The sequence below is a fragment of the Pseudomonas palleroniana genome, from assembly GCF_022836895.1.
Classification (GTDB): domain Bacteria; phylum Pseudomonadota; class Gammaproteobacteria; order Pseudomonadales; family Pseudomonadaceae; genus Aquipseudomonas; species Aquipseudomonas palleroniana.
The window spans coordinates 6,005,377-6,027,102 of record NZ_CP092411.1 but is presented as its reverse complement, the minus strand read 5'-3'; the positions used below and the strand labels follow the sequence as shown (position 1 = coordinate 6,027,102).

The following is a 21,726-nucleotide window of genomic DNA, read 5'->3' as shown; positions in this document are numbered from 1 at the left end:
CTATCTACGCCCGCCCGCCGCTATTGACGTGATGTGCTAGCGCTCCCATCTACTGGAGCGACACCATGCCCGACGTCACCCGCCCTGCCGTTTCATCCGGCATTCACGGCGCTTTCCTCACGCGCGCCATCCCGCCCTGGTTTTCCCAGGCTCGCCTGCCCCGCCAGCAAGCACTGGCCGAGCATGCCCTGGTCATCCCCGCCTGGTACATCAAGGCCACTGCAGCACAAAAAAACGCCTTGGCCGCCAGCCATGCCAAATACCGCACGGTCTTCAATCAGGTCGACGCTACGCTTGCGACGATCCAGGATGTCCAGGCATTCGCCGAACCGCTGCTCAAGGCCGCGATCAAGGAGCGTTTCAAGCTCGATATAGACGTGCGCAACGTCTACCTGGCGCGCAAATTCGCGCCCGGCGCCCGTGATGACTTCTATGGTTTTTTCAGCTTTGACCGCACTCGCACATCGCCGCTGGATGAGGAGTACCGGGGCGTCTCATTGTTGGAGGTGGCCCTGGCCAACTTCCTGCCTGAAGAAGAACACCCGGCGCGCTGCGCAGATTGCGAAATCATCACCGGTTGGAGTGACTACGACGGTGAGGTCATTGCCGATTTTGCGGCGGTCAATTCCCTGGCCAAACCCATTGCGCCCGCCGCGTTCGCCAAACTGTGCCGCAGCCTGGATCTGGGCCGCCAGTATCAACAACATATCAAGGCCATCCTGCAACCCAGGGGGGTGATTGAACGCCAGGCGCTCGCCGGTCAGTTGCAGGAGCACCAGCGCCAGCAATTGGCGCTCAGCACTGAAATCGCCTGGCAGCAATTTGCCAAGAAGCCCGACAGCGACCTGGTCGGCGCAGGGATCAGCAGCGCTGTTTACCAGATGCTCAAGCAGGTCCTGGCCGCCAATGCCGCCCCGACGCTGGACAGTCGCCCCGTCACTTTCGCCAACCTGCAGTTGCTCGGGGTGGAACTGGTCGGCCCGCTGCTGATCGGCCCCTCGCGCATCCGTGCGGCACGCGTTGAGCGCCTGGCGGTGTATCTGCCCGATGACCCGCAGCAGCCGCTGAAGGAGTACGCCAACCTGTACGAGTTCCTGGCCGACCTGGGTGGCCGCCTGAAAGATACGGAGTACCGGCGCTATTTCAGCCGGTTCGTGCCGGTATCTCAACAAGGTGAGTTCTTTCGGCAGCTCAACGCCTTATATCAGGCGTCGCGGCTGCCTCAACCGCCTGACTGGCGGATGGGCGAAGCGACCATCAAGGGCGATCTGTGGCAGCACAGCTACCAGGCCAGTGTCGACAAGATACTGGCCGATGCCCGCGCCGTGGCAGTGCCCACCGATGACGAAGACGCCAAGGCCCGGGTAGCGCGAATGGAGGGATTCAAGGACGCCGTGGTCAGCGTGTTCAACCTGGCCTCCTTTGTGGTGCCGGGCCTGGGGCCGATCATGCTGGCGGTGGGCGCGGTGCAGATGTGCGAAGAAGTGTATGAAGGCATCGAAGCCTACGAACAAAGCGAAATCCGCGAAATGTGGGCGCACTTTTCCAGTATTGCGCTGAACGTGGCCATGCTTGCCACCGGCGCTACGGTACTGCCCCAAGTGCAAATGTCCGGCGTGGTGGATGCGCTCAGGCCGGTGATCCTGGCCGACGGCAAGCAGAAGCTGTGGCGGGCGGACCTGTCGGCGTATCACCAGGACCTCAAGCTTGAGGGCCAGGCCAACCCGCTGGGGCAGTATGCAGTCGCCGGCAAACATTATCTGCGCCTGGGCGACAAGGTAGTCGAGCACGCCTTTGATGAGTCGACGCAGCGCTGGCGCATCCAACACCCCAGTGATGCACTGGCCTATCAACCGCCACTGGTGCATAACGGCGCCGGTGCCTGGCGCCAGGTGCATGAGCAGCCGCTGGCGTGGGACCGCCTGACGTTACTGCGGCGTATGGGGCCGGTTGTCGAAGGCTACAGTGACGACGTGTTGCTCAGGGCCGCCGATATCAGCGGGGTCAGCGACAGCAGCCTGCGCAAGATGCATCTGGACAACGCCGCGCCGCCGCCTGAGTTGGCCGATACCCTGCGCCTGTTCGAGGCCGAACGAGGCGTGCAGCAGGTCTTGGCGCAGTTGGAGGGCAAGCAGCCGATCGATGAACGTTACCTGTACGCCCCGGCACTGGTCTGCGAATTACCGCGCTGGCCCGTGGGGCGAGTGCTGCAAGTGTTCGAGAACGCCGAGCTGAGCGGCCCTTCGATTCAATACGGCAGCCAGCATTTACCTTCGGGGAGCACGGCCAAGGCGCCGATCAAAATCAGCCGCGCCGACGTGCTCGGCGGCCAGCTGCCGGTGCGTCTCCTCGCGTCCCTCGATGGAGCGGAAATCACCCGTTTGCTGGGCGGTGAAGCGGCCCGTGTCGAAGCCGCCCAGCCCGAGGAGTTTCGCAAGCAGTTGGCCGACTTTGCCCGTACCCGCCAGCCGGCGTTGTTCGAAAGCCTCTACCAAGGCCGAGCGGCCAAGGACCCCGATGTACAGAAACTGCAGCGCCTGACCCCAGGTTTAAGTGAACCGGCGGCGCAAAGTGTGCTGGACCACGCCTCTGCTGAAGAGTTGACCCGCCTGCGCACTGCGCGCGCGCCTCTGTCACTGTTGGAACAATCACGTTGGCATGCACGCCAGGGGCGCGTCAGCCGAGCACTGGCCGGTCTGCATATGGACAACCTGGCCGCTACCGACAGCAAACGCCTGGCCCTGCATGCCCTGGGCCAATTGCCGGGCTGGCCGGACGACCTGCGCCTGGAAATCCGCGACGGCGGCATCGACGGGCAGTTGATTGCAGGCGTTGGCGACATCCGTGCCACGCAGCGCAAATACCTGGTCAAGAAAGGCCCGTCCTACCAGGCCTTCAACGAGCGTGGCGAAACCCTCAACAGCGTACCGAGGGACAACGACAACTTTTACCCGTCGCTGATGCATGCCTTGCCCGACGCAGCCCGCCAGGCCCTGGGTATTGCCGATGTGGCCCGCAGTGCCGAGTTGCGCCAGGCGATCACCGAGTATGCGCTCGCCCACCCGGCCGACGCGGTGCAGGTCCTCGACAGGCGCCTGCCGCGCCTGCGACCGCCGCAGCGTATCGGCCGGATGCGCGTGGGCTACCCGGCCAGTGGTCGTGGGGAAGGGCAAGCGCCGGCACTGGTCAGACGAGTGCGGGACGTTTACCCGCAACTGACGGAGCAGCAGGCCAACGGGTTTATCCTCGAACAACTGCGCACTGGTAAGAGCAACTCGCAGATTCTCAGCCTGCTTGATGATCGCCTGATCGAATGGCAACGCCTGGAAGCCAGGCTCGACCAGTGGGTTGCCGCACGTGGTGGTAACCGCAGAAGCAAGCAGCGCGCAGCACTGAGCATCAAGGACAGTTGGCGCAACGCGCCGCTGGCCGCCGAAGACCCGCGCTATACACAACTGGATATCTGGGCCCAATACCAGCTGCCGGCGTTATTGGATGCCGATTTTTCCTATGTGCGTAAGTTGCGAATTAGCGGGGATGACTTAACGGATCACACTATCAACCAGATGCTGGAGCGGTTTCCCAATGTACGCGAACTCAGATTGGATGTGCCCACGGTAAATGTTCCCAATCTACCCTCGGGCCTGCATCGCTTGCCCGAGCTGAGGGCGCTGACCCTCGACGGCCTCGTAGAGTTCGAACCCCAAGCGGCCGCCGAATTGGCGAGCCTGGTCAACCTGCATTCGCTCAAGCTGCATCGCGTACTCACCTCGTTCGATCATCTGGACGTTCGCCCGTTGACCCAGCTGCGCGAACTGACGATTTCCGACACCCACCAGGGCCACTTTCCAGAAAGCACGTTGGACCTGCCTCAACTCGAACGCCTGAACTTGCAATACGCGACCGTGCGGCAATTACCTGCGCGTCTGCTCCAGCCGGGGCATGAAAAGCTTTGGGCGGGCCTGTCGCTGGACTGGTCGAAATTGACGCGAGAAAACTTCAAACCGGCGTATGAGTACATCAAGAACCACCCCCAGCACGAGGTCGACCTGGAGCAGATGGTGGCCGGGCATGCCATGGGCCAGATCGAGCGAATGGGCCAGTTCATTGCGCCGGTCACATACCACCCGAGCTCGCGTCTGTATGTCTTGATCGACAGGATTGTCGATCGCTGGCCGGACGCCCAGGCCCGCTTCGAAGCCGTCGAGGCGTTCAGCGATGAATACGCAGCGCAGTTGCGTGAACTGGAGCAATGGCATGACAGCGGGACGTCGGTGGCCGTGAGGCTGGGCAGGCAACAAACGATGCGGATGTTCATGGCTTGTTGGATTGAAGGCTTGATGAAGCGCTACGACGTGCCAGGGGTTTCCAGGAGCCTGGACCTCTCCGGCGTACCCACTGACGAACTGCGGGACCTGCCTGTACTCAGCGGTGATTTCTCCCATGTGACTGAGCTGGTAATGGGAGCGGAGCGGTCTCTTTGGCAGTTGAACTACGATTTTCGCAACAGCTTTTCCAGTGTGTCGCCTCTGGATACCGGCCCGGCATCGGAGCCTTTGGGCTGGGCAATTGGGATTCCACGGCCTGACTACCACATTGACAGCGTTGAGGATTCGCCTCTCGGGAGCCCCCTGTCCGGTCCTCGTGCAATGAGACCGATGCAGCCCGCAAGGACCTTGCCGGATATTGAACCGGATAGCGATGAAGAGACCTTGGGAACTCATGTGTCATCTGCTCAAGGCTACGAGGTGCTTGCGCAGAATGACTCCGGTGTTTCGGAGTTGGTGCCCTGGGTCTTCAGTTTGTCTGTGCCCGAAACTCAGGTGCGCAGTAAGCAGTGGCTGCAATTGGCAAGCGAGCCCGACAACCAGGCGTTTTTCCATTTGCTGGCCCGGCTGCGGTTATCCGCAGACTATCGCGCGGACTCCGACGACCTGACCCGCCGCGTATGGACGGTGATCGAGGCCGCCACTGCCAATACCGAATTGCGTCAATTGCTGTTCAGCCTGTCGAGCACGCACGGTACCTGCGCGGACGGACGCATGCTGACCTTCAGCGAGCTGGAAGTGAAGGTGTTCGAGTACCAGGCGGTACAGGCGATCGACCCGCATGACCTGCCGGCCAGAGGCGCGGCATTGCTGCGCCTGTCACGGCGCCTGTTTCGCCTGGGCGAAGTGGAGAAACTGGCGGATGGGGTGGCGGGGCCGCATGTGGACAAGGCCGAAGTGCGCCTTGAATACCGCCTTGGCCTCAAGGTCCCACTGGACTTGCCCGGGCAGCCGCAGGGCATGCTGTCCGGCCAGCCCATTCGGGGGCAGGTGCTGAAACAGGCGATTGAAATCGTACAGCAGGCCGAACAGGGCGAGCCGTTTTACGAAGACCTGATCAGCCGCAGCTACTGGGTGGATTACCTCAAGGCCAGATACCCCGAGTCGTTCGACACCCTCGAGCGCGAGTCCGAGCAGCGTCGTTCGCGTCTGGAGGATGAGCATCAGGTTCTGGACGAAGCCTACGGTGCGGCGGTGACCGCGCTGCAGATCGAACTCGACACCACGCGCAACCAACGGCTGCTGGCCTTATCACGCCAGGAAGTCGCAGCTCTCGAGGCCACCGCCTGAGGCGGCAGTTCAGTGCCGCTGTGCGGTAACTAAGCAGGCACTGTGGAGCACGGTCGTTGCGTAGGCTGAGGTTTCCATCAGTGACGGACGACCGCTCATGTCAGACCGCAAAACCCCAGCACCGCGCCCCGAAGGTGTGTTCCATGCCGACCTTCGGGGTGTCCACTACGACTTTATCAAGGCCCGCGTGCCGAGCTGGTTCAGCCAGGCGCGGGCGCCGCGCCGGCAGGAACTGGCCGACCACGCGCTGGTATTGCCCGCGTGGTACGTCAAAGCCTCGGGCACCCAAAAACAAGCGCTGGCCGCCAGCCATAGCCGGTACCGCGCAATCTTCAATCAGGTCGATGCCACCCTTGCAACGATCCAGGATGTGCAAGCGTTTGCCGAACCCTTGCTTAAAGCCGCGATCAAGGAACGCTTCAAGCTCGATATAGACGTGCGCAACGTCTACCTGGCGCGCAAGTTCGCGCCCGGCGCCCGTGATGATTTCTATGGTTTTTTCAGCTTTGACCGCACCCGCACATCGCGGCTGGATGAGGAGTACCGGGGCGTGTCGTTGCTGGAAGTGGCCCTGGCCAACTTCCTGCCCGAAGAAGAACACCCGGCGCGTTGCGCCGATTGCGAAATCATCACCGGCTGGGGCCGCTACGACGGCGACGTCATCCCGGACTTCGCGGCGGTCAACTCCCAGGCCAAGCCCATTGCACCTTCTGCGTTCGCCAAACTGTGTCGCAGCCTGGATCTGGGTCGCCTGTACCAGCAACACATCAAGGATATCCTGCAACCCAAGGACGAGAAAAAACGCCAGGCGCTGGTCAAGCAACTGCAGGAGCATCAGCGCCAGCAACTGGCGCTCAGCACTGAAATCGCCTGGCAGCAATTCGCCAAGAAGCCCAACAGCTACCTGGTCGGTGCCGGGATCAGCAGTGATGCCTACCGGATGCTCAAGCATGTGCTCGCCGCCAAGGCCGCTCCGACGCTGGATGGCCGCCCGGTGACGTTCGCCAACCTGCAGTTACTGGGCGTGGAGCTGGTCGGGCCGTTGTTGATCGGGCCAAGGCGCAAGCGCGCGGCGCGGGTCGAGCGCCTGGTGGTGTACCTGCCCGATGACCCACAGCAGCCGCTGAAGGAATACGCCAACCTGTACGAGTTTCTGGCCGACTTGGGCGAGCGCTTGAAGAGCCTCGAGTACCGGCGCTTCTTCAGCCGGTTCGTGCCGGTGTCCGAGCAAGGTGCGTTCTTCGACAAAATCAACGCGCTGTGCCGGCCTTCGCGGTCGGTCCAACCCGCGGAGCTGGCGATGGACGAATCGACCATCAAAGGCGACCTGTGGCAGCACCGCCACCAGGCCCATGTCGACAAAATCCTCGCCGACGCCCGCGCCGTGGCGGTGCCCACCGATGACGAGGACGCCAAGGCCCGTGCGGCCCGGTTGGAAGGTTTCAAGGATGCCGTGCTCAGCGTGTTCAACCTGGCCGCCTTCGTGGTGCCGGGCCTGGGCCCACTCATGCTGGTGGTGGGCGCCGCGCAGATGTGCGAGGAAGTGTACGAGGGCATCGATGCCTACGCACAAGGCGAGACCCGTGAAATGTGGGCGCATTTTTCCAGCATCGCGCTGAACGTGGCCATGCTCGGTACCGGCGCCACCGTGCTGCCCCACGTGCAAGTGTCCGGTGTGGTCGAGGCGCTCAAGCCGGTGATCCTGGCCGACGGCAAGCAAAAGCTGTGGAACCCGGACTTGTCACGCTACAAAGCCAATATCCAGCTGGCCACGGATGCCAAACCCGACGGCCTGGGCCTGTACCGCCACGAGGGAAAACCGGTGCTGGTCCTTGAAGGCAAGCACTACCAGGTCGAGCAGGAAACCAGCACCGGCCAGTACCGTGTGCAGCACCCAGACCGCACGGACGCCTATCGTCCGCTGCTGGAGCACAACGGCGAAGGTGCCTGGACCCACGAAGGCGAAGACCCGCTGACCTGGGGCGAGGCGACCTTGCTGCGGCGACTGGGCAAACCGGCCGCCGACCTCAGCGCCGAGCGCTTGCAACAGGCGCGCCTGGCCAGCGGGGTCGAGACCGAGGCGCTGCGTGAAGCGTTGTTCGACCAGCACGCCACGCCGCGGCTGCTGGCCGACAGTCTCAAGCGCTTTGCCTTGCATCGCGAGCTGGAGAACAGTATCGAGCAATTGCGCAGTCGCAATCCTGCGACCTACGCCAAGGCCGATGCGACGCTGCAACTGGAGCTGATGAAACGCCGTGGCATGCTCTCCAACGAGCCCTCGCTGCGTGTGCTCGGCAGTGACGGGCGTGAGCTATGGAACGACCCTGCGCCCGCGTCCCAGGTTCGCCGGGTCGTCGCACTGGATGCGGTGCAACAAGCGCGGGGCGAATTACTCGAACAGGTGCTGTACACCCTGCAAGGCAGCGACCCGGCGCTCAAGGACATACCCGGCATGGCCGCGCAGACGCTCGGTGAGCGCGCCGCCCAGTTGCGCCTGTACCTGGCCGACGCCGCCGAACAGCTCAAAGGCTCGCTGCTGGAAGAGCGCTATAAGGCGCAGAACTGCTCCGCAGATGTCGACGTGCAGCGTGTGCTCAACACCTACCCGCAATTGCCCGCGCCGGTGGCCAGGCTGTTGCTCGATGGGATGAGCGCCGAGGACCTGCAAGTCTTTCGCAGCAGCCGGCGCCTGCCCGGCCCGATCCATGAGCGGCTGCGCTGGAGCGAGCAGGAGGTCCGTGTATCCCGCGCCTATGAGGGCCTGTTCCTCGACTCGATGAGCAATATCGACACCCAGCGTCTTGCGCTGCGCACCTTGGAACTGTTGCCGGGCTGGGCACGCGGTACACGCCTGGAACTGCGCGAGCATTTTGCCGAGGGCCAGGTGCTGGATGCCATCGGCCATCCCGAGGCCACGGCGCGGCGAATCCTGGTGCAGGACGCCGATGGGCAGTTTCAGGGCGAGGACTTTTACACGGCGCTGTGGCAAGTGCTCACGCCGGCCGAACAACAGGCGATGAATTTCACCAGCGTGACGCAGCTCAAGTCGGCCATCCTGCGCAACCCCTTGCCACGCGAACCCTTGCGTACGGTGTTGCTCGATCACCCGTTACGCCGACCGGTCATTGACCCCACGATGCGCCTGCTCGGGGGAGGGCGCGGTTTCAAGCAACTGGTGAACACACTGCGCAGCAATGAGGCGCGGGTGCGGCGCTTGTACCCTTCGTTTTCCGATGCCGATGTCAGTGTGTATATCCAGTTCCTGGGGGCCGATGTGCGGGTCCGGTTGACGCAATTGGAAGCCGACTACGCCAACCTGGATCGCAGCCTCAAGACCTGGGTGCGCGCCACCGATACGCCGTCCGATGCCAGTGGCGCGCGGTTCGCCATGGACATCCGACGTTGCTGGCGCCGCGAAACCGGCAGCGAACTGTCGCTGTCGGCCATCGCCCCGCGCAGCCTGCCGGCGCTGACCGCCGATTTCAGCCACGTGGAGGAACTGGCCCTCGGCAAAATCGTCTGGAATGCCGACACCCAGGTCTTCCTGAAAAACTTCACGCACATCCACGAACTGCGCATCAGCGATACCGGCATGACCGAACTGCCCGATATTGTCGGCGACCTGCGCCAGCTGACTCATCTGCGCTTGCGCGGCAACCGCATTCGCCTGACCGACGCCAGTGCTGGAAAACTCGCCGGGCTGGATCAACTGCAAAGCCTTGACCTGGCCGGCAACCCCCTGCACAAAACGCCGGATTTCACTGCCCTGCAGCGCCTCAAATTCCTCGATCTGAGCAATACCGGCATCACCCAGTGGCCCCGGGGCCTGCTGAGCCAGGCCGACCTGCTGCGCGTGGACCTGCGCAACAACCAGCTGAGCGAGATCCCGCGAGAACACCTCTACCCGCAGGCCGAACATTTCCAGCGCACGATACAGATCAATGGTGTGACGGTGATCGGCGGCAACCCGTTCTCCGAAGCCTGCATGCTGGAAGTGGACAACTACTGGAAGCGTTTGGGCGAGGTCGTACCGGAGTTGGCGCAGAGTGGTATTGCCGATGCGTTTTCCGTCGAGTCCCCCGCCATTTTGACGGTGCAGCGCATGTACCCGGACAAGACCATCAAGGCCGCCAGAGAGTTGATCTGGAGCCTGGGCGAGGGCGCCGAAGCAGAGTTGGCGCGGCGTGCGACCGAGTTCGACAGACTGACCGAACAGCTCAACGCCTGGGCTTTCTCCGGTGGCGGCGCCAGTGAACGCTATATTCGCTCCGATCAACTGCGCAGCAACGCAACGACGCGGGATGACCGCTACATCGCCAAGTCACGCATCCTGCAATGCTGGCGTCGCGAGGCGCCGATGAAACTGGCCCATGACGGTACTCCTATCGGCCTCGAGCTGGACCTGGGCAATCTACGGCTGCCCAGCCTGCCGGACCTGGACGCGGATTTCTCGCATGTCGGTTCGCTCAAGCTCAGCGGGATGGCGCTGAGCGCCTCCCCCGAAGGTTTCCTGGCGCGTTATCGCAGCGTGCGCTGGCTGGATCTGTCGAACAACCAACTGCGTGAACTGCCACCGGCCCTGGGCGAGATGCACGGGTTGACGCGCTTGTTCTTGCAGAAAAACCAGATCCAGCTGACCCCGCAGACCGCCGAGGTCCTGGCCGGTCGTATCAGCCTGCGGGCGTTGTGGCTGGACAACAACCCACTGGGCATCGCGCCGGATTTCAGCCGGATTCCCGACATGCGTTCGCTGAGCCTGAAAAACGTCAATATCGACACCTGGCCGCCGGGGTTGGGTGAGCAGCCGCTGCTGGACATGGTCGACTTGAGTGGCAACCAGATCACCACGCTACCGGACTTCCTGGTCGCGCCGCTGCCCGAACAACGGGCGCAATCGGTGCGCCTGAGCCGGGTGGCCAACGTGAGCAACAACCCGCTGAGCGAAGCGACGCTGGCGCAGGTGCGGGTGTATTCCGAACGCCTCGAGCAGAACGCATTGAGTGAGCCGGGCAGCCCGAACCTGTTGGTGGTCTCGGCCTTGCGCATTGCTCACCGTGAACTCTTGAATACGGCCCCCGGGTTGGTGTTCGAGCGCTGGAGCCTGGGTTTTGCCGAGGAGCAATTGGCGACGCGCAGGGCTCAGTGGCTGGCACTGCGGGAACGGCCGGGGAGCGCGGGGTTTTTCCGGATGCTCAGCGATTTGCAGGTGGTCAGCGAGCAGCACACCGACCTGCAAGGCCGCGTCTGGGAGGTGATCGACTGCATCACGCAAAACAGCAGCGAGTCGGAGCGCCTGCGCGAGCAGATGTTCGAATGGGCCGGCCGGCCGGCGTGTTGTGATCGGGCGGCGTTGTCGTTCAGCAACGTCGAAGTCATGGCGATGGTCTACAAGGCACGGGCAGCCGCCACCGACGCGACCCAGGGCGCGGCATTGCGCAAACTGTCGCGGGGGTTGTTCCGCTTGGATGAGGTGGAAAAAATCGCCCTCAACGACATTGCCGAACGGACCGCTGCCATCAACGCCACGCCGCATTTGAGCGATGCCGAGAAAGCCCGACGCGTCAGCCGCCTGGAGGAGGTCGAAATCCGCCTGGCTTATCGCTTCGGCCTCAAGGGCGCCGACCAGCTCGACTTGCCCGGCCAACCGGAACAGGTGCGATTCACCAATATGGGGAATGTCACCCAGGCGATGCTCGACAGCGCTCGCACGCGGGTGCTCGCACTCGACAATTCGCCGCAGGAGTTCGAAGCGCTGCTGTCCCGGGACTTCTGGCTCGACTACGTGACGCATAAATACCGCACGCAGTTCGATGCCCTGAGCAAGCCGTACCAGGAGCGCCTGGCGGTGCTGTACGAGCAGTCCGCGAGCGGCCTGCTGACCGTCGATGAATACGCGGCACAGGCCAAGGACTTGCAGGCCCAACTGGCGATCGAAGAGGCCAACCTGATCGAAGCGTTGACCCGTGAGGAGCTGGCCGCGAGTTAAAACAGGAAATAGCGCTGCGCCATCGGCAGCGTTTCTGCCGGCTCGCACCACAACAACACGCCGTCGGCCTTGACCTGGTAGGTTTGCGGGTCGACATCGATCTGCGGCAGGTAGTCGTTATGGATCAGGTCGGTTTTCTGTACCGAGCGGCAGCCCTTGACCACGCCGATCTGCTTTTTCAAACCCAAGGCTTCGGGCAGCCCGGCGTCAAACGCCGCCTGGCTGATAAACGTCAGGCTGGTGGCCTGTAGCGAGCTGCCGAAGCTGGCGAACATGGGGCGGTAGTGCACCGGTTGCGGGGTGGGAATCGACGCGTTGGCATCGCCCATCAGGCTCGATGCGATCGCCCCACCCTTGAGAATCAACGTCGGCTTGACCCCGAAAAACGCCGGGCGCCACAGCACCAGGTCGGCCCACTTACCCACTTCGATCGAGCCCACTTCATGGCTGATGCCGTGGGTGATCGCCGGGTTGATGGTGTACTTGGCGATGTAGCGCTTGATGCGGAAGTTGTCGTTACCGGCGCCGTCGCCGGGCAGGGCGCCGCGCTGTTTTTTCATCTTGTCGGCGGTCTGCCAGGTGCGCGTGATGACTTCGCCGACGCGGCCCATGGCCTGGCTGTCGGAGCTGATCATGGAGAACGCGCCGAGGTCGTGCAGGATGTCTTCGGCGGCGATGGTTTCGCGACGGATGCGGCTTTCGGCAAACGCCACGTCTTCGGCAATGCTCGGGTCCAGGTGATGGCAGACCATCAGCATGTCGAGGTGTTCGTCGATGGTGTTGCGGGTGAACGGCCGTGTCGGGTTGGTGGAACTTGGCAGCACGTTGGGGAAACCACAGGCCTTGATGATATCCGGCGCATGGCCGCCCCCGGCACCTTCGGTGTGATAGGTGTGGATGGTGCGCCCCTTGAGCGCGGCGAGGGTGGTTTCGACGAAGCCGGACTCGTTCAGGGTGTCGCTGTGGATCGCCACCTGCACATCGTACTCATCGGCAACGCTCAGGCAGTTGTCGATACTCGCCGGGGTGGTGCCCCAGTCTTCATGCAGCTTCAAGCCGATGGCGCCGGCCTTGACCTGCTCGATCAGCGGCTCGGGCAAGCTGGCGTTGCCCTTGCCGGTAAAACCGATGTTCATCGGGAACGAATCGCTAGCCTGGAGCATGCGTGCCAGGTGCCAGGGCCCGGAGGTGCAGGTGGTGGCGTTAGTGCCGGTGGCCGGCCCGGTGCCGCCGCCGATCATGGTGGTGACGCCGCTGGTCAGCGCCTCTTCGATCTGCTGCGGGCAGATGAAGTGCACGTGGCTGTCGATACCGCCGGCGGTGAGGATCATGCCTTCGCCGGCGATCACTTCGGTGCTGGCGCCGATGGCGAGGGTCACGCCGGGCTGGATGTCCGGGTTACCGGCCTTGCCAATGGCGGCGATGCGGCCGTTCTTCAAACCGACGTCAGCCTTGACGATGCCCCAATGGTCGATGATCAGCGCGTTGGTGATGACCGTATCGACGACTTCATGGGCGAGCAATTGGCTCTGGCCCTGGCCGTCGCGGATCACCTTGCCGCCGCCGAATTTTACTTCTTCGCCATAGACCGTGAAGTCTTTCTCCACTTCGACGAACAGCTCCGTGTCGGCCAGGCGGACCTTGTCACCGACGGTGGGGCCGTACATGTCGGCATAGGCTTGTCTGGAAATTTTCATCGCACGTTATTCCTCGATCGTTCCCACGCTCTGCGTGGAAATGCAGCCCTGGACGCTCTGCGTCCGCTCTTGAAGTCGTGACGCAGAGCGTCACCGGATGTATTCCCACGCGGAGCGTGGGAACGATCAGTGAAGCCCTAAAGATCACCCATGATTTTCCCGGCGAAGCCAAAAATCCGCCGTCCACCGCTCACATCCACCAACTCGATTTCACGACTTTGCCCCGGCTCGAACCGCACCGCGGTGCCCGCTGGAATATTCAGGCGCATGCCACGGCTGGCGGCGCGGTCGAAGGTCAGTGCGTCGTTGGTCTCGAAAAAATGGTAATGCGAGCCGACCTGGATCGGCCGGTCGCCGCTGTTGGCCACGCTCAGGCTGACGGTGCGCCGGCCCACGTTGAGTTCGATGTCGCCAGGCTGGATCTGATATTCGCCAGGAATCATGCAGGTTGCCCCAATGTCTTGAAGTAGATGGCGGTCGGGGTGTAGCGCCCGTCCGGGCTTTGGCAGTAGTCGGGCAATTCGCCCAACTTGGTGTAGCGCAGCGCCTGGTAGAAGGCTTCGGCGGCCGAACCGGCCTCTGTGTCCAGGTACAGCAGGCCACGCTTGTGCTGGCGGGCGGCGAGTTCCAGGGTATGCATCAATTGTTGGCCCAGGCCATGACGCCGCGCGCTGCTGTGCACCAACAGCTTCTGCACCTCGGCGCGGTTCAGGCCGTTGGCCTTCTGGCACAGCGCCAATTGCACGCTGGCTATTACCTGCTCCTCACGGACCACCACCCACAGCAACAGGCTGCCATCCTCGATGCTGGCCTGCACGCCGCTCAGATAGGCGCGGGCCTGGGCCTCATCAAAGTCGGCCATGAACCCGACGCTGGCGCCATGCTTGACCGCGTCCAGCAACAGCTCGATCAGGCCCAGACGGTAATGGGCAAAACTTTCAGCATTCACTCGACGCAGGTGCGTGGCGCTCATCGGTGTCACTCCTGGGGTGGCTCGGCACCCGGGTTCAGGGCCAGTTGCATGAAGGTCAAGTCCAGCCAGCGGCCAAACTTGATACCTACTCGGGGCATCTGCCCGGTCGTTATAAAACCTTGGCGCTCATGCAGGCGGATCGAGGCCTGGTTGCCGCTTTCGATGGCGGCGACCATGACGTGTTTGCCGCAGGCCCGCGCGCGTTCGATCAGGGCCTCCATCAAGCGTGGGCCGACCCCTTGGCCGCGTTGATCGCTGCGCACATACACCGAGTGCTCGACGCTGTAGCGAAAACCTTCGAACGGCCGCCAGTCACCGAACGAGGCGTAGCCGGTGACTTCATTGTTTTCGATGGACACCAGTACCGGATAACCCAGGGCCTGACGCGCACTGAACCAGGCCAGGCGGTTGGCCAGGTCCACCGGTTGTTCGTTCCAGATCGCCGTGGTGTTGCGCACCGCGTCGTTATAGATATCGCGGATTGCCGGCAGATCCTGTTCGGTTGCATCACGAATCATGGGCGTGCCTCAGGCGATGGGTTGGTGGACGGTGACCAGCTTGGTGCCGTCGGGGAAGGTGGCTTCCACCTGGATGTCCGGGATCATTTCCGGGATGCCCTCCATCACTTGTTCACGGCTGAGCAAGGTGGTGCCGTAGTGCATCAGGTCGGCCACGGTGCGGCCATCGCGGGCGCCCTCCATCAAGGCGGCGGAGATGTAGGCGATGGTCTCCGGGTAGTTGAGCTTTACGCCGCGCGCCAGGCGCCGCTCGGCGACCAAGCCTGCTGTGAAGATCAACAGCTTGTCTTTTTCCCGTGGGGTCAGGTCCATGGTTCAGGTGCTCCAGATTCGGGGTGAAACGGCTTCGCGGCCCAGCGTCGCCGGGCGCAGCAGCCGCCATAAATCGATCAGCCAGGCGCGTGCCAGCAGCGCTTCGCCGGCCAGGCAGCGGGCGACCAGCAGGCCAGGCAGTTGGGTCAGGTCGCCGCGCACGGCGTGAGGCAGGGCGCGGCAGGTGTCCAGCAGTTCAGGGTCGATGTCGGCCGTCAGCAGCAACGTCGCAAAGACCGGCTGCCCGTCCAGGCCGATGGGTGAGTCGAGCAAACCGTCGGCACCTACAATGCGCTGGCGCTCATGCCAGAGCAACCGGCCATCGCGGCGGATATCCAGGTGCGATTGAAAGTGGCCGAGGTCGAAGCGTTCGTCGCTGGCCGGGCGGCCCAGGGCGACTACATCCCAGTAGAACAGCCGGGCGTCGCCGTGCAGGTCAATACGGGTGCTGAGCTCGGCTTGAGCGGCGCTGAACACGATGGTTTCCTGGGGCAGCCACTCCAGGGTGGCGCCGGCTTCGACGGTCAAGTCCAGGTGCTGGAAGGCCGGGCTCTGGGCGCGGTACCACTTCGCCGCGCCGGGGCTGGTCAACTGGGCCCAGGCGCCTTCGCCCACCCGTGCGCTGATCGCCAGGCGGTCGCCGCCGGCGATTCCGCCGGGCGGGTGCACGATGATGTGTTGGCACACCTCGGGGCCTTCAGCGTACAAGTGCTTTTGCACCCGTAGCGGGCCGAGGTGGCGACGCATCACCGGGCGCGTCGTGTCGCCGAAACGCGCGTAGCCGAGTTCCAGCGCAGCATGCCAGCTGGGGGTGAACAGGGCAGGGGAAACGGGCAGGTTCATGGCAGAGTGCTTATCGTTAGAAGGCTACAGATTAGATGGTTACCAAGCCGCGTACACCCTCGCGTTCCATATTTTCACCACGGCCTTGCTGCAGGATTTCACCGCGAGACATCACTAGGTACTGGTCGGCCAATTCGGCGGCAAAGTCGTAGAACTGCTCGACCAGCAAGATGGCCATATCCCCGCGCTCAGCGAGCTTCTTGATCACCGCGCCGATCTCCTTGATCACCGACGGCTGGATGCCTTCGGTGGGTTCATCCAGGATCAGCAGCCTCGGTCGACTGGCCAGCGCCCGACCGATAGCGAGCTGTTGCTGCTGGCCGCCGGACAGGTCGCCACCACGGCGATGTTTCATCTGCAGCAGCACCGGAAACAATTCGTAGATGAAAGCGGGCACTTCCTTGGCTTCTGAGCCTGGAAAACGCGAGAGCCCCATCAGCAGGTTTTCTTCCACCGTCAGCCGCCCGAAAATTTCACGACCCTGGGGCACATAGGCGATACCGGCCTGTACGCGCTGGTGCGGCTTGAATCCAGTGATGGCCTTGCCCTCCCAATTGACTGCGCCTTCCTTGGCCGGCAACAGGCCCATCAGGCACTTGAGCAGGGTGGTCTTGCCCACGCCGTTACGGCCGAGCAGGCAAGTCACCTCGCCGATCTTCACCTCGAAGGACAGCCCGCGCAGGATGTGGCTACCGCCGTAATACTGGTGCAACTTGTCGACTTGCAGCATGTTCAAACTCTCCTCAATCGATCGTTCCCACGCTCTGCGTGGGAATGCCGCTAAAGTCGTGACGCGGAGCGTCACTGGATGCGTTCCCACGCGGAGCGTGGGAACGATCAGCGGTCCGTGGCAGGTTTAGCGACCGAGATAGACTTCGATCACCCGCTCGTTTTCCTGTACCTGCGCAAGCGACCCTTCGGCCAGCACGCTGCCCTGGTGCAACACGGTGACGTGGTCGGCAATCGAGCCGACAAAGCCCATGTCGTGTTCCACCACCATCAACGAATGCTTGCCCGCCAGGCGCTTGAACAGTTCGGCGGTGAATTCGGTTTCGGCGTCGGTCATGCCCGCCACCGGTTCGTCCAGCAGCAACAACTGGGGGTCTTGCATCAGCAGCATGCCGATTTCCAGGAACTGCTTCTGGCCATGGGACAAGAGCCCGGCCGGGCGTTGCGCCGAGGCGCTGAGGCGGATGGTGTCGAGTACCTCGGCAATGCGGTCTTTCTGTTCGCCGCTCAGGCGCGCGCACAAGCTGGCCCATACGGACTTGTCGGTCTTCTGCGCCAGCTCCAGGTTTTCGAACACACTGAGGGCTTCGAACACCGTGGGTTTCTGGAACTTGCGGCCGATACCGGCCTGGGCGATCTGGACTTCGCTCATGCCGGTCAAGTCCAGGGTTTCGCCGAACCAGGCGTGGCCCTGGCTGGGGCGGGTCTTGCCGGTGATCACATCCATCAGCGTGGTCTTGCCTGCCCCGTTGGGGCCGATGATGCAGCGCAGTTCACCGACGCCGATGTACAGGTTCAAGTCGTTGAGCGCCTTGAAACCATCGAAGCTCACACTGATGCCCTCAAGGGTCAAAATGGTGCCGTGGCGAGTATTCAGGCCCTTGCCGGCGGCCTGGCCCAGGCCGATGGCGTCGCGGCCGATGCCGGCATCGAAAATAGGTTCGAGCATGACGTTCCTCATTTCTTCAGCAGCCCGATAACGCCCTTGGGCAGGTACAGGGTGACGATGATGAACAGCGCCCCGAGGAAGAACAGCCAGTATTCCGGGAACGCCACGGTGAACCAGCTCTTCATGCCGTTGACCACACCGGCGCCGAGCAGCGGGCCGATCAGCGTGCCGCGCCCGCCCAATGCCACCCACACGGCCGCTTCGATGGAGTTGGTCGGCGACATTTCGCTGGGGTTGATAATGCCCACTTGCGGCACATACAAGGCCCCGGCCAACCCACACAACACCGCGCTCAATACCCACACGAACAGCTTGAAGCCACGTGGGTCGTAACCGCAGAACATCAGGCGGTTTTCCGCGTCACGCAGGGCCGTGAGCACCCGGCCGAACTTGCTCTTGGCCAACCGCCAGCCGATCAACAGACTGGTGACCAGCAACAGCACCGTCGCGACGAACAACACCGCTCGCGTGCCGGGCTCAGTGATGCCGAACCCGAGGATGCTGCGAAAGTTGGTGAAACCGTTGTTGCCGCCAAAGCCGGTCTCGTTGCGAAAGAACAACAGCATCCCGGCAAAGGTCAGGGCCTGGGTCATGATCGAGAAGTACACGCCCTTGATCCGCGAACGAAAGGCGAAGAACCCGAACACCAGCGCCAGCAGGCCCGGCGCCAGGACTACCAGGCACAACGCCCAGAGAAAGTGTTGGGTGCCGACCCAGTACCAGGGCAATTCGGTCCACGACAAAAAGGTCATGAACGCGGGTAACTCATCCCCGGCGGCCTGGCGCATCAGGTACATGCCCATGGCGTAACCGCCCAGCGCAAAGAACAGGCCGTGCCCGAGGGACAACATGCCCGCATAACCCCACACCAGGTCCAGCGCGAGGGCGACGATGGCGTAGCAGAGGATCTTGCCCACCAGGGTCAGGGTGTAGGCCGAGACATGCAACGCGTTGTCCGGCGGCAACAGTGACAGCAGCGGCAGGGCGAGCAACACCACGAGGACCAGCGCGCCCAGCGCAATCGTCAGCTTGGGGCCGGCCTTCTGCGTGGCCGTGAGCATCAATGGTTGGTTCATCAGTCGATCACCCGTCCTTTCAGTGCGAAGAGTCCCTGCGGGCGCTTCTGGATAAACAGAATGATCAGCGCGAGGATCAGGATCTTGCCCAGCACCGCACCGATCTGCGGTTCCAGGATCTTGTTGGCGATGCCCAGCCCGAAGGCCGCCGTCACGCTGCCGGCCAACTGGCCGACACCGCCGAGCACCACCACCAGGAACGAATCGATGATGTAGCTCTGGCCCAGGTCCGGGCCGACGTTGCCGATCTGGCTCAGCGCCACGCCGCCCAAGCCTGCGATGCCGGAGCCCAGGCCAAAGGCAAGCATGTCCACACGCCCGGTGGGCACGCCACAGCAGGCGGCCATGTTGCGGTTCTGGGTGACGGCGCGCACGTTCAGGCCCAGGCGCGTCTTGTTCAGCAGCAACCAGGTCAGCATCACCACGCACAGGGCGAAGGCGATGATCACGATGCGGTTATAGGGCAGCACCAGGTTGGGCAGTACTTGAATACCCCCGGACAGCCACGCGGGGTTGGACACCTCGACGTTCTGGGCGCCGAATACCAGACGTACCAGCTGGATCAGCATCAGGCTGATGCCCCAGGTGGCGAGCAGGGTTTCCAGCGGGCGGCCATAGAGGTGACGAATCACTGTGCGTTCCAGGGCCATGCCGATGGCGGCGGTGACGAAAAACGCCACCGGCAGCGCAACCAGCGGGTAGAACTCGATGGCTTGCGGCACATAGCGCTGCATCATCAATTGCACCACGTAGGTCGAGTAGGCGCCGAGCATCAGCATCTCGCCGTGGGCCATGTTGATCACGCCGAGCAGGCCAAAGGTAATCGCCAGGCCGAGCGCCGCAAGCAACAGAATCGAGCCCAGCGACAGGCCGCTGAACGCCTGGCCGAGCAGTTCACCCAACATCAATTTACGCTTGACCTGGGCCAGGCTGGTTTCGGCGGCGGTGTGCACGGCCGCATCGGTTTCCACGCCGGGGGCGAGCAGGGCTTCAAGGCGGGTGCGCGCCAGCGGGTCGCCGGTACCACCCAATAGGCGTACGGCGGCGAGGCGAACAACTGGGTCGGTGTCCACCAATTGTAGGTTGGCCAAAGCCAAGCTGAGGGCGGTGTGCACGCCTTCGTCGGTTTCGGCGGCGACTTGCTGGTCGAGAAATTTCAGTTGCGTGGGCTGTGCGCTTTTTTGCAGGGTCTGTGCAGCGGCCAAGCGCAGCTTGGGATCGGCAGCGAGCAATTGCTGGCTGGCTTGTACGTTGTCGATCAGGCCGCGCAGACGGTTGTTCAGGCGTACGGTTTTGGTTTCACCGTTGACCGTGAGTTGGCCTTGTTGCAGGGCGTCCACCAACTCGATGCGTGCAGGGTCGGGCTGGGCGGCCCAGTCCTGGAGCAGCTTGGCTTGTTGGGCCGGGTTGGCGGCAAGGAAGTCTTCGGCGTCGTTGGCGTGTGCGGCAAAGGGCAGCAACAGCAGGGCCGTCAGGATGAAGCGGTAAAGGGCAGTGGGCATAAACAAGTTTCCTATAGATCGTTCCCACTCTCTGCGTGGGAATGCCGCCTTGGACGCTCTGCGTCCGCGTTGTGACGCTGAGCGTCACGCGATGCATTCCCACGCAGAGCGTGGGAACGATCAGTACTGCGGGCTTAGTTGCTCTTGACGGCGTAATCCGGCTTCTTGTCATTCCCCGGGATGTACGGGCTCCACGGCTGGGCGCGGATCGGCTCCTGGGTCTGCCACACCACCGAGAACTGCCCATCGGCCTGGATTTCGCCGATCATCACCGGCTTGTGCAGGTGGTGGTTGGTCTTGTCCATGGTCAGGGTGAAGCCCGACGGCGCGGCGAAGGTCTGGCCGGCCAGGGCTTCGCGCACTTTATCGACATCGGTGGACTTGGCTTTCTCGGCGGCCTGCGCCCACATATGGATGCCCACGTAAGTGGCTTCCATCGGGTCGTTGGTCACCGCTTTATCCGCGCCCGGGAGGTTGTGGGCCTTGGCATAGGCTTTCCAGTCTGCGACGAATTTCTTGTTCACCGGGTTTTCCACCGACTGGAAGTAGTTCCAGGCAGCGAGGTTGCCCACCAGCGGTTTGGTGTCGATACCGCGCAGTTCTTCTTCACCGACGGAGAACGCGACCACCGGCACTTCGGTGGCTTTCAGACCCTGGTTGGCCAGTTCCTTGTAGAACGGCACGTTGGAGTCGCCATTGACCGTGGAGATCACCGCGGTCTTGCCGCCGGCGGAGAACTTCTTGATGTTGGCGACGATGGTCTGGTAGTCGGCATGGCCAAACGGTGTGTAGACCTCTTCGATATCTTTGTCGGCGACGCCTTTGGAATGCAGGAACGAACGCAGTATCTTGTTGGTGGTGCGCGGGTAGACGTAGTCGGTGCCCAGCAGGAAGAAGCGTTTGGCGCTGCCGCCTTCTTCGCTCATCAGGTATTCCACGGCCGGGATCGCCTGCTGGTTCGGCGCCGCACCGGTATAGAACACGTTGGGCGACATCTCTTCGCCTTCATATTGCACCGGGTAGAACAGCAGGCCGTTGAGTTCTTCGAACACCGGCAACACGGATTTACGCGACACCGAAGTCCAGCAGCCGAACACCACGGCGACCTTGTCCTGGGTCAGCAACTGTCGGCCTTTCTCGGCGAACAGCGGCCAGTTCGACGCCGGATCGACGACCACCGGTTCGAGCATCTTGCCATTCACACCGCCCTTGGCGTTGATCTCATCGATGGTCATCAGCGCCATGTCTTTGAGCGACGTCTCGGAGATGGCCATGGTGCCGGACAGAGAGTGCAGGATGCCGACCTTGATGGTCTCGGCGGCCTGTACGGTCCAGGTCAGGCCCATGGCGGCAATGGATGCCGAAAGAGTGAAAGCCTTGATCAAGCTGCGACGCTTCATGGTGCGTTCTCCGTGAACCCGAGTTTTTGTTGGACAGATGACAAGGCTTTTGCAAGGGGCATGCCCGCTTTGTCCGCCTGCACAATCAACGTCTCGGGCGCGGGTTCGCTGCGCAGGGCGTGC

13 protein-coding genes are annotated in these 21,726 nt (G+C 62.9%); 2 read left to right on the top strand and 11 right to left on the bottom strand.

Going from position 1 to position 21,726, the window contains the following annotated elements; translation table 11 throughout:
• Nucleotides 1-65 precede the first annotated feature (65 nt).
• On the top strand, nt 66-5,618 hold the full coding sequence (locus MJP36_RS27145; RefSeq protein WP_244384509.1) for an NEL-type E3 ubiquitin ligase domain-containing protein: 5,553 nt from the start codon (nt 66-68) through the stop codon (nt 5,616-5,618).
• A 97-nt stretch (nt 5,619-5,715) separates the two neighbouring features.
• Nucleotides 5,716-11,604, top strand: coding sequence for an NEL-type E3 ubiquitin ligase domain-containing protein (locus MJP36_RS27140; protein ID WP_244384508.1), 5,889 nt, complete (start codon nt 5,716-5,718; stop codon nt 11,602-11,604).
• Here MJP36_RS27140 and ureC read toward each other — a convergent pair.
• The 11 genes from ureC to urtA all read right to left on the bottom strand — a co-directional run bounded on the left by ureC (nt 11,601) and on the right by urtA (nt 21,603).
• Complete coding sequence (gene ureC, locus MJP36_RS27135; RefSeq protein ID WP_244384507.1) at nt 11,601-13,301, bottom strand: urease subunit alpha; 1,701 nt, start codon at nt 13,299-13,301, stop codon at nt 11,601-11,603. The genes MJP36_RS27140 and ureC overlap by 4 nt on opposite strands.
• Before the next feature lie 137 nt (nt 13,302-13,438).
• Nucleotides 13,439-13,744, bottom strand: a complete 306-nt coding sequence (locus MJP36_RS27130; RefSeq protein WP_244384506.1) for an urease subunit beta — start codon at nt 13,742-13,744, stop codon at nt 13,439-13,441.
• Nucleotides 13,741-14,274, bottom strand: a complete 534-nt coding sequence (locus tag MJP36_RS27125; RefSeq protein WP_198760919.1) for a GNAT family N-acetyltransferase — start codon at nt 14,272-14,274, stop codon at nt 13,741-13,743. The genes MJP36_RS27130 and MJP36_RS27125 overlap by 4 nt, the downstream gene beginning before the upstream one ends.
• Before the next feature lie 5 nt (nt 14,275-14,279).
• Nucleotides 14,280-14,792, bottom strand: coding sequence for a GNAT family N-acetyltransferase (locus MJP36_RS27120; RefSeq protein WP_244384501.1), 513 nt, complete (start codon nt 14,790-14,792; stop codon nt 14,280-14,282).
• Between the two features lie 9 nt (nt 14,793-14,801).
• Nucleotides 14,802-15,104, bottom strand: coding sequence for an urease subunit gamma (ureA, locus tag MJP36_RS27115; RefSeq protein WP_003171437.1), 303 nt, complete (start codon nt 15,102-15,104; stop codon nt 14,802-14,804).
• A 3-nt stretch (nt 15,105-15,107) separates the two neighbouring features.
• Nucleotides 15,108-15,947, bottom strand: a complete 840-nt coding sequence (locus MJP36_RS27110; RefSeq protein WP_244384499.1) for an urease accessory protein UreD — start codon at nt 15,945-15,947, stop codon at nt 15,108-15,110.
• Between the two features lie 31 nt (nt 15,948-15,978).
• Nucleotides 15,979-16,677, bottom strand: a complete 699-nt coding sequence (gene urtE / locus MJP36_RS27105; protein ID WP_090367080.1) for an urea ABC transporter ATP-binding subunit UrtE — start codon at nt 16,675-16,677, stop codon at nt 15,979-15,981.
• A 126-nt stretch (nt 16,678-16,803) separates the two neighbouring features.
• Nucleotides 16,804-17,637, bottom strand: a complete 834-nt coding sequence (urtD, locus tag MJP36_RS27100) for an urea ABC transporter ATP-binding protein UrtD (protein WP_244384497.1) — start codon at nt 17,635-17,637, stop codon at nt 16,804-16,806.
• Complete coding sequence (gene urtC, locus MJP36_RS27095) at nt 17,634-18,701, bottom strand: urea ABC transporter permease subunit UrtC (protein ID WP_090367076.1); 1,068 nt, start codon at nt 18,699-18,701, stop codon at nt 17,634-17,636. The genes urtD and urtC overlap by 4 nt, the downstream gene beginning before the upstream one ends.
• The gene (gene urtB / locus MJP36_RS27090) at nt 18,701-20,203 is read right to left on the bottom strand and encodes an urea ABC transporter permease subunit UrtB (protein WP_104995385.1); all 1,503 of its coding nucleotides are present in this window, start codon (nt 20,201-20,203) and stop codon (nt 18,701-18,703) included. The genes urtC and urtB overlap by 1 nt, the downstream gene beginning before the upstream one ends.
• Nucleotides 20,204-20,337: 134 nt before the next feature.
• Complete coding sequence (gene urtA / locus MJP36_RS27085) at nt 20,338-21,603, bottom strand: urea ABC transporter substrate-binding protein (RefSeq protein WP_060755047.1); 1,266 nt, start codon at nt 21,601-21,603, stop codon at nt 20,338-20,340.
• Between the last annotated feature and the right edge of the window lie 123 nt (nt 21,604-21,726).

Excerpts from the sequence above, each read along its gene's own strand:
- MJP36_RS27145 (WP_244384509.1), top strand. The coding sequence starts at position 66 with ATGCCCGACGTCACCCGCCCTGCCGTTTCATCCGGCATTCACGGCGCT.
- MJP36_RS27140 (WP_244384508.1), top strand. The coding sequence starts at position 5,716 with ATGTCAGACCGCAAAACCCCAGCACCGCGCCCCGAAGGTGTGTTCCAT.
- ureC (WP_244384507.1), bottom strand. The coding sequence starts at position 13,301 with ATGAAAATTTCCAGACAAGCCTATGCCGACATGTACGGCCCCACCGTC.
- MJP36_RS27130 (WP_244384506.1), bottom strand. The coding sequence starts at position 13,744 with ATGATTCCTGGCGAATATCAGATCCAGCCTGGCGACATCGAACTCAAC.
- MJP36_RS27125 (WP_198760919.1), bottom strand. The coding sequence starts at position 14,274 with ATGAGCGCCACGCACCTGCGTCGAGTGAATGCTGAAAGTTTTGCCCAT.
- MJP36_RS27120 (WP_244384501.1), bottom strand. The coding sequence starts at position 14,792 with ATGATTCGTGATGCAACCGAACAGGATCTGCCGGCAATCCGCGATATC.
- ureA (WP_003171437.1), bottom strand. The coding sequence starts at position 15,104 with ATGGACCTGACCCCACGGGAAAAAGACAAGCTGTTGATCTTCACAGCA.
- MJP36_RS27110 (WP_244384499.1), bottom strand. The coding sequence starts at position 15,947 with ATGAACCTGCCCGTTTCCCCTGCCCTGTTCACCCCCAGCTGGCATGCT.
- urtE (WP_090367080.1), bottom strand. The coding sequence starts at position 16,677 with ATGCTGCAAGTCGACAAGTTGCACCAGTATTACGGCGGTAGCCACATC.
- urtD (WP_244384497.1), bottom strand. The coding sequence starts at position 17,637 with ATGAGGAACGTCATGCTCGAACCTATTTTCGATGCCGGCATCGGCCGC.
- urtC (WP_090367076.1), bottom strand. The coding sequence starts at position 18,701 with ATGAACCAACCATTGATGCTCACGGCCACGCAGAAGGCCGGCCCCAAG.
- urtB (WP_104995385.1), bottom strand. The coding sequence starts at position 20,203 with ATGCCCACTGCCCTTTACCGCTTCATCCTGACGGCCCTGCTGTTGCTG.
- urtA (WP_060755047.1), bottom strand. The coding sequence starts at position 21,603 with ATGAAGCGTCGCAGCTTGATCAAGGCTTTCACTCTTTCGGCATCCATT.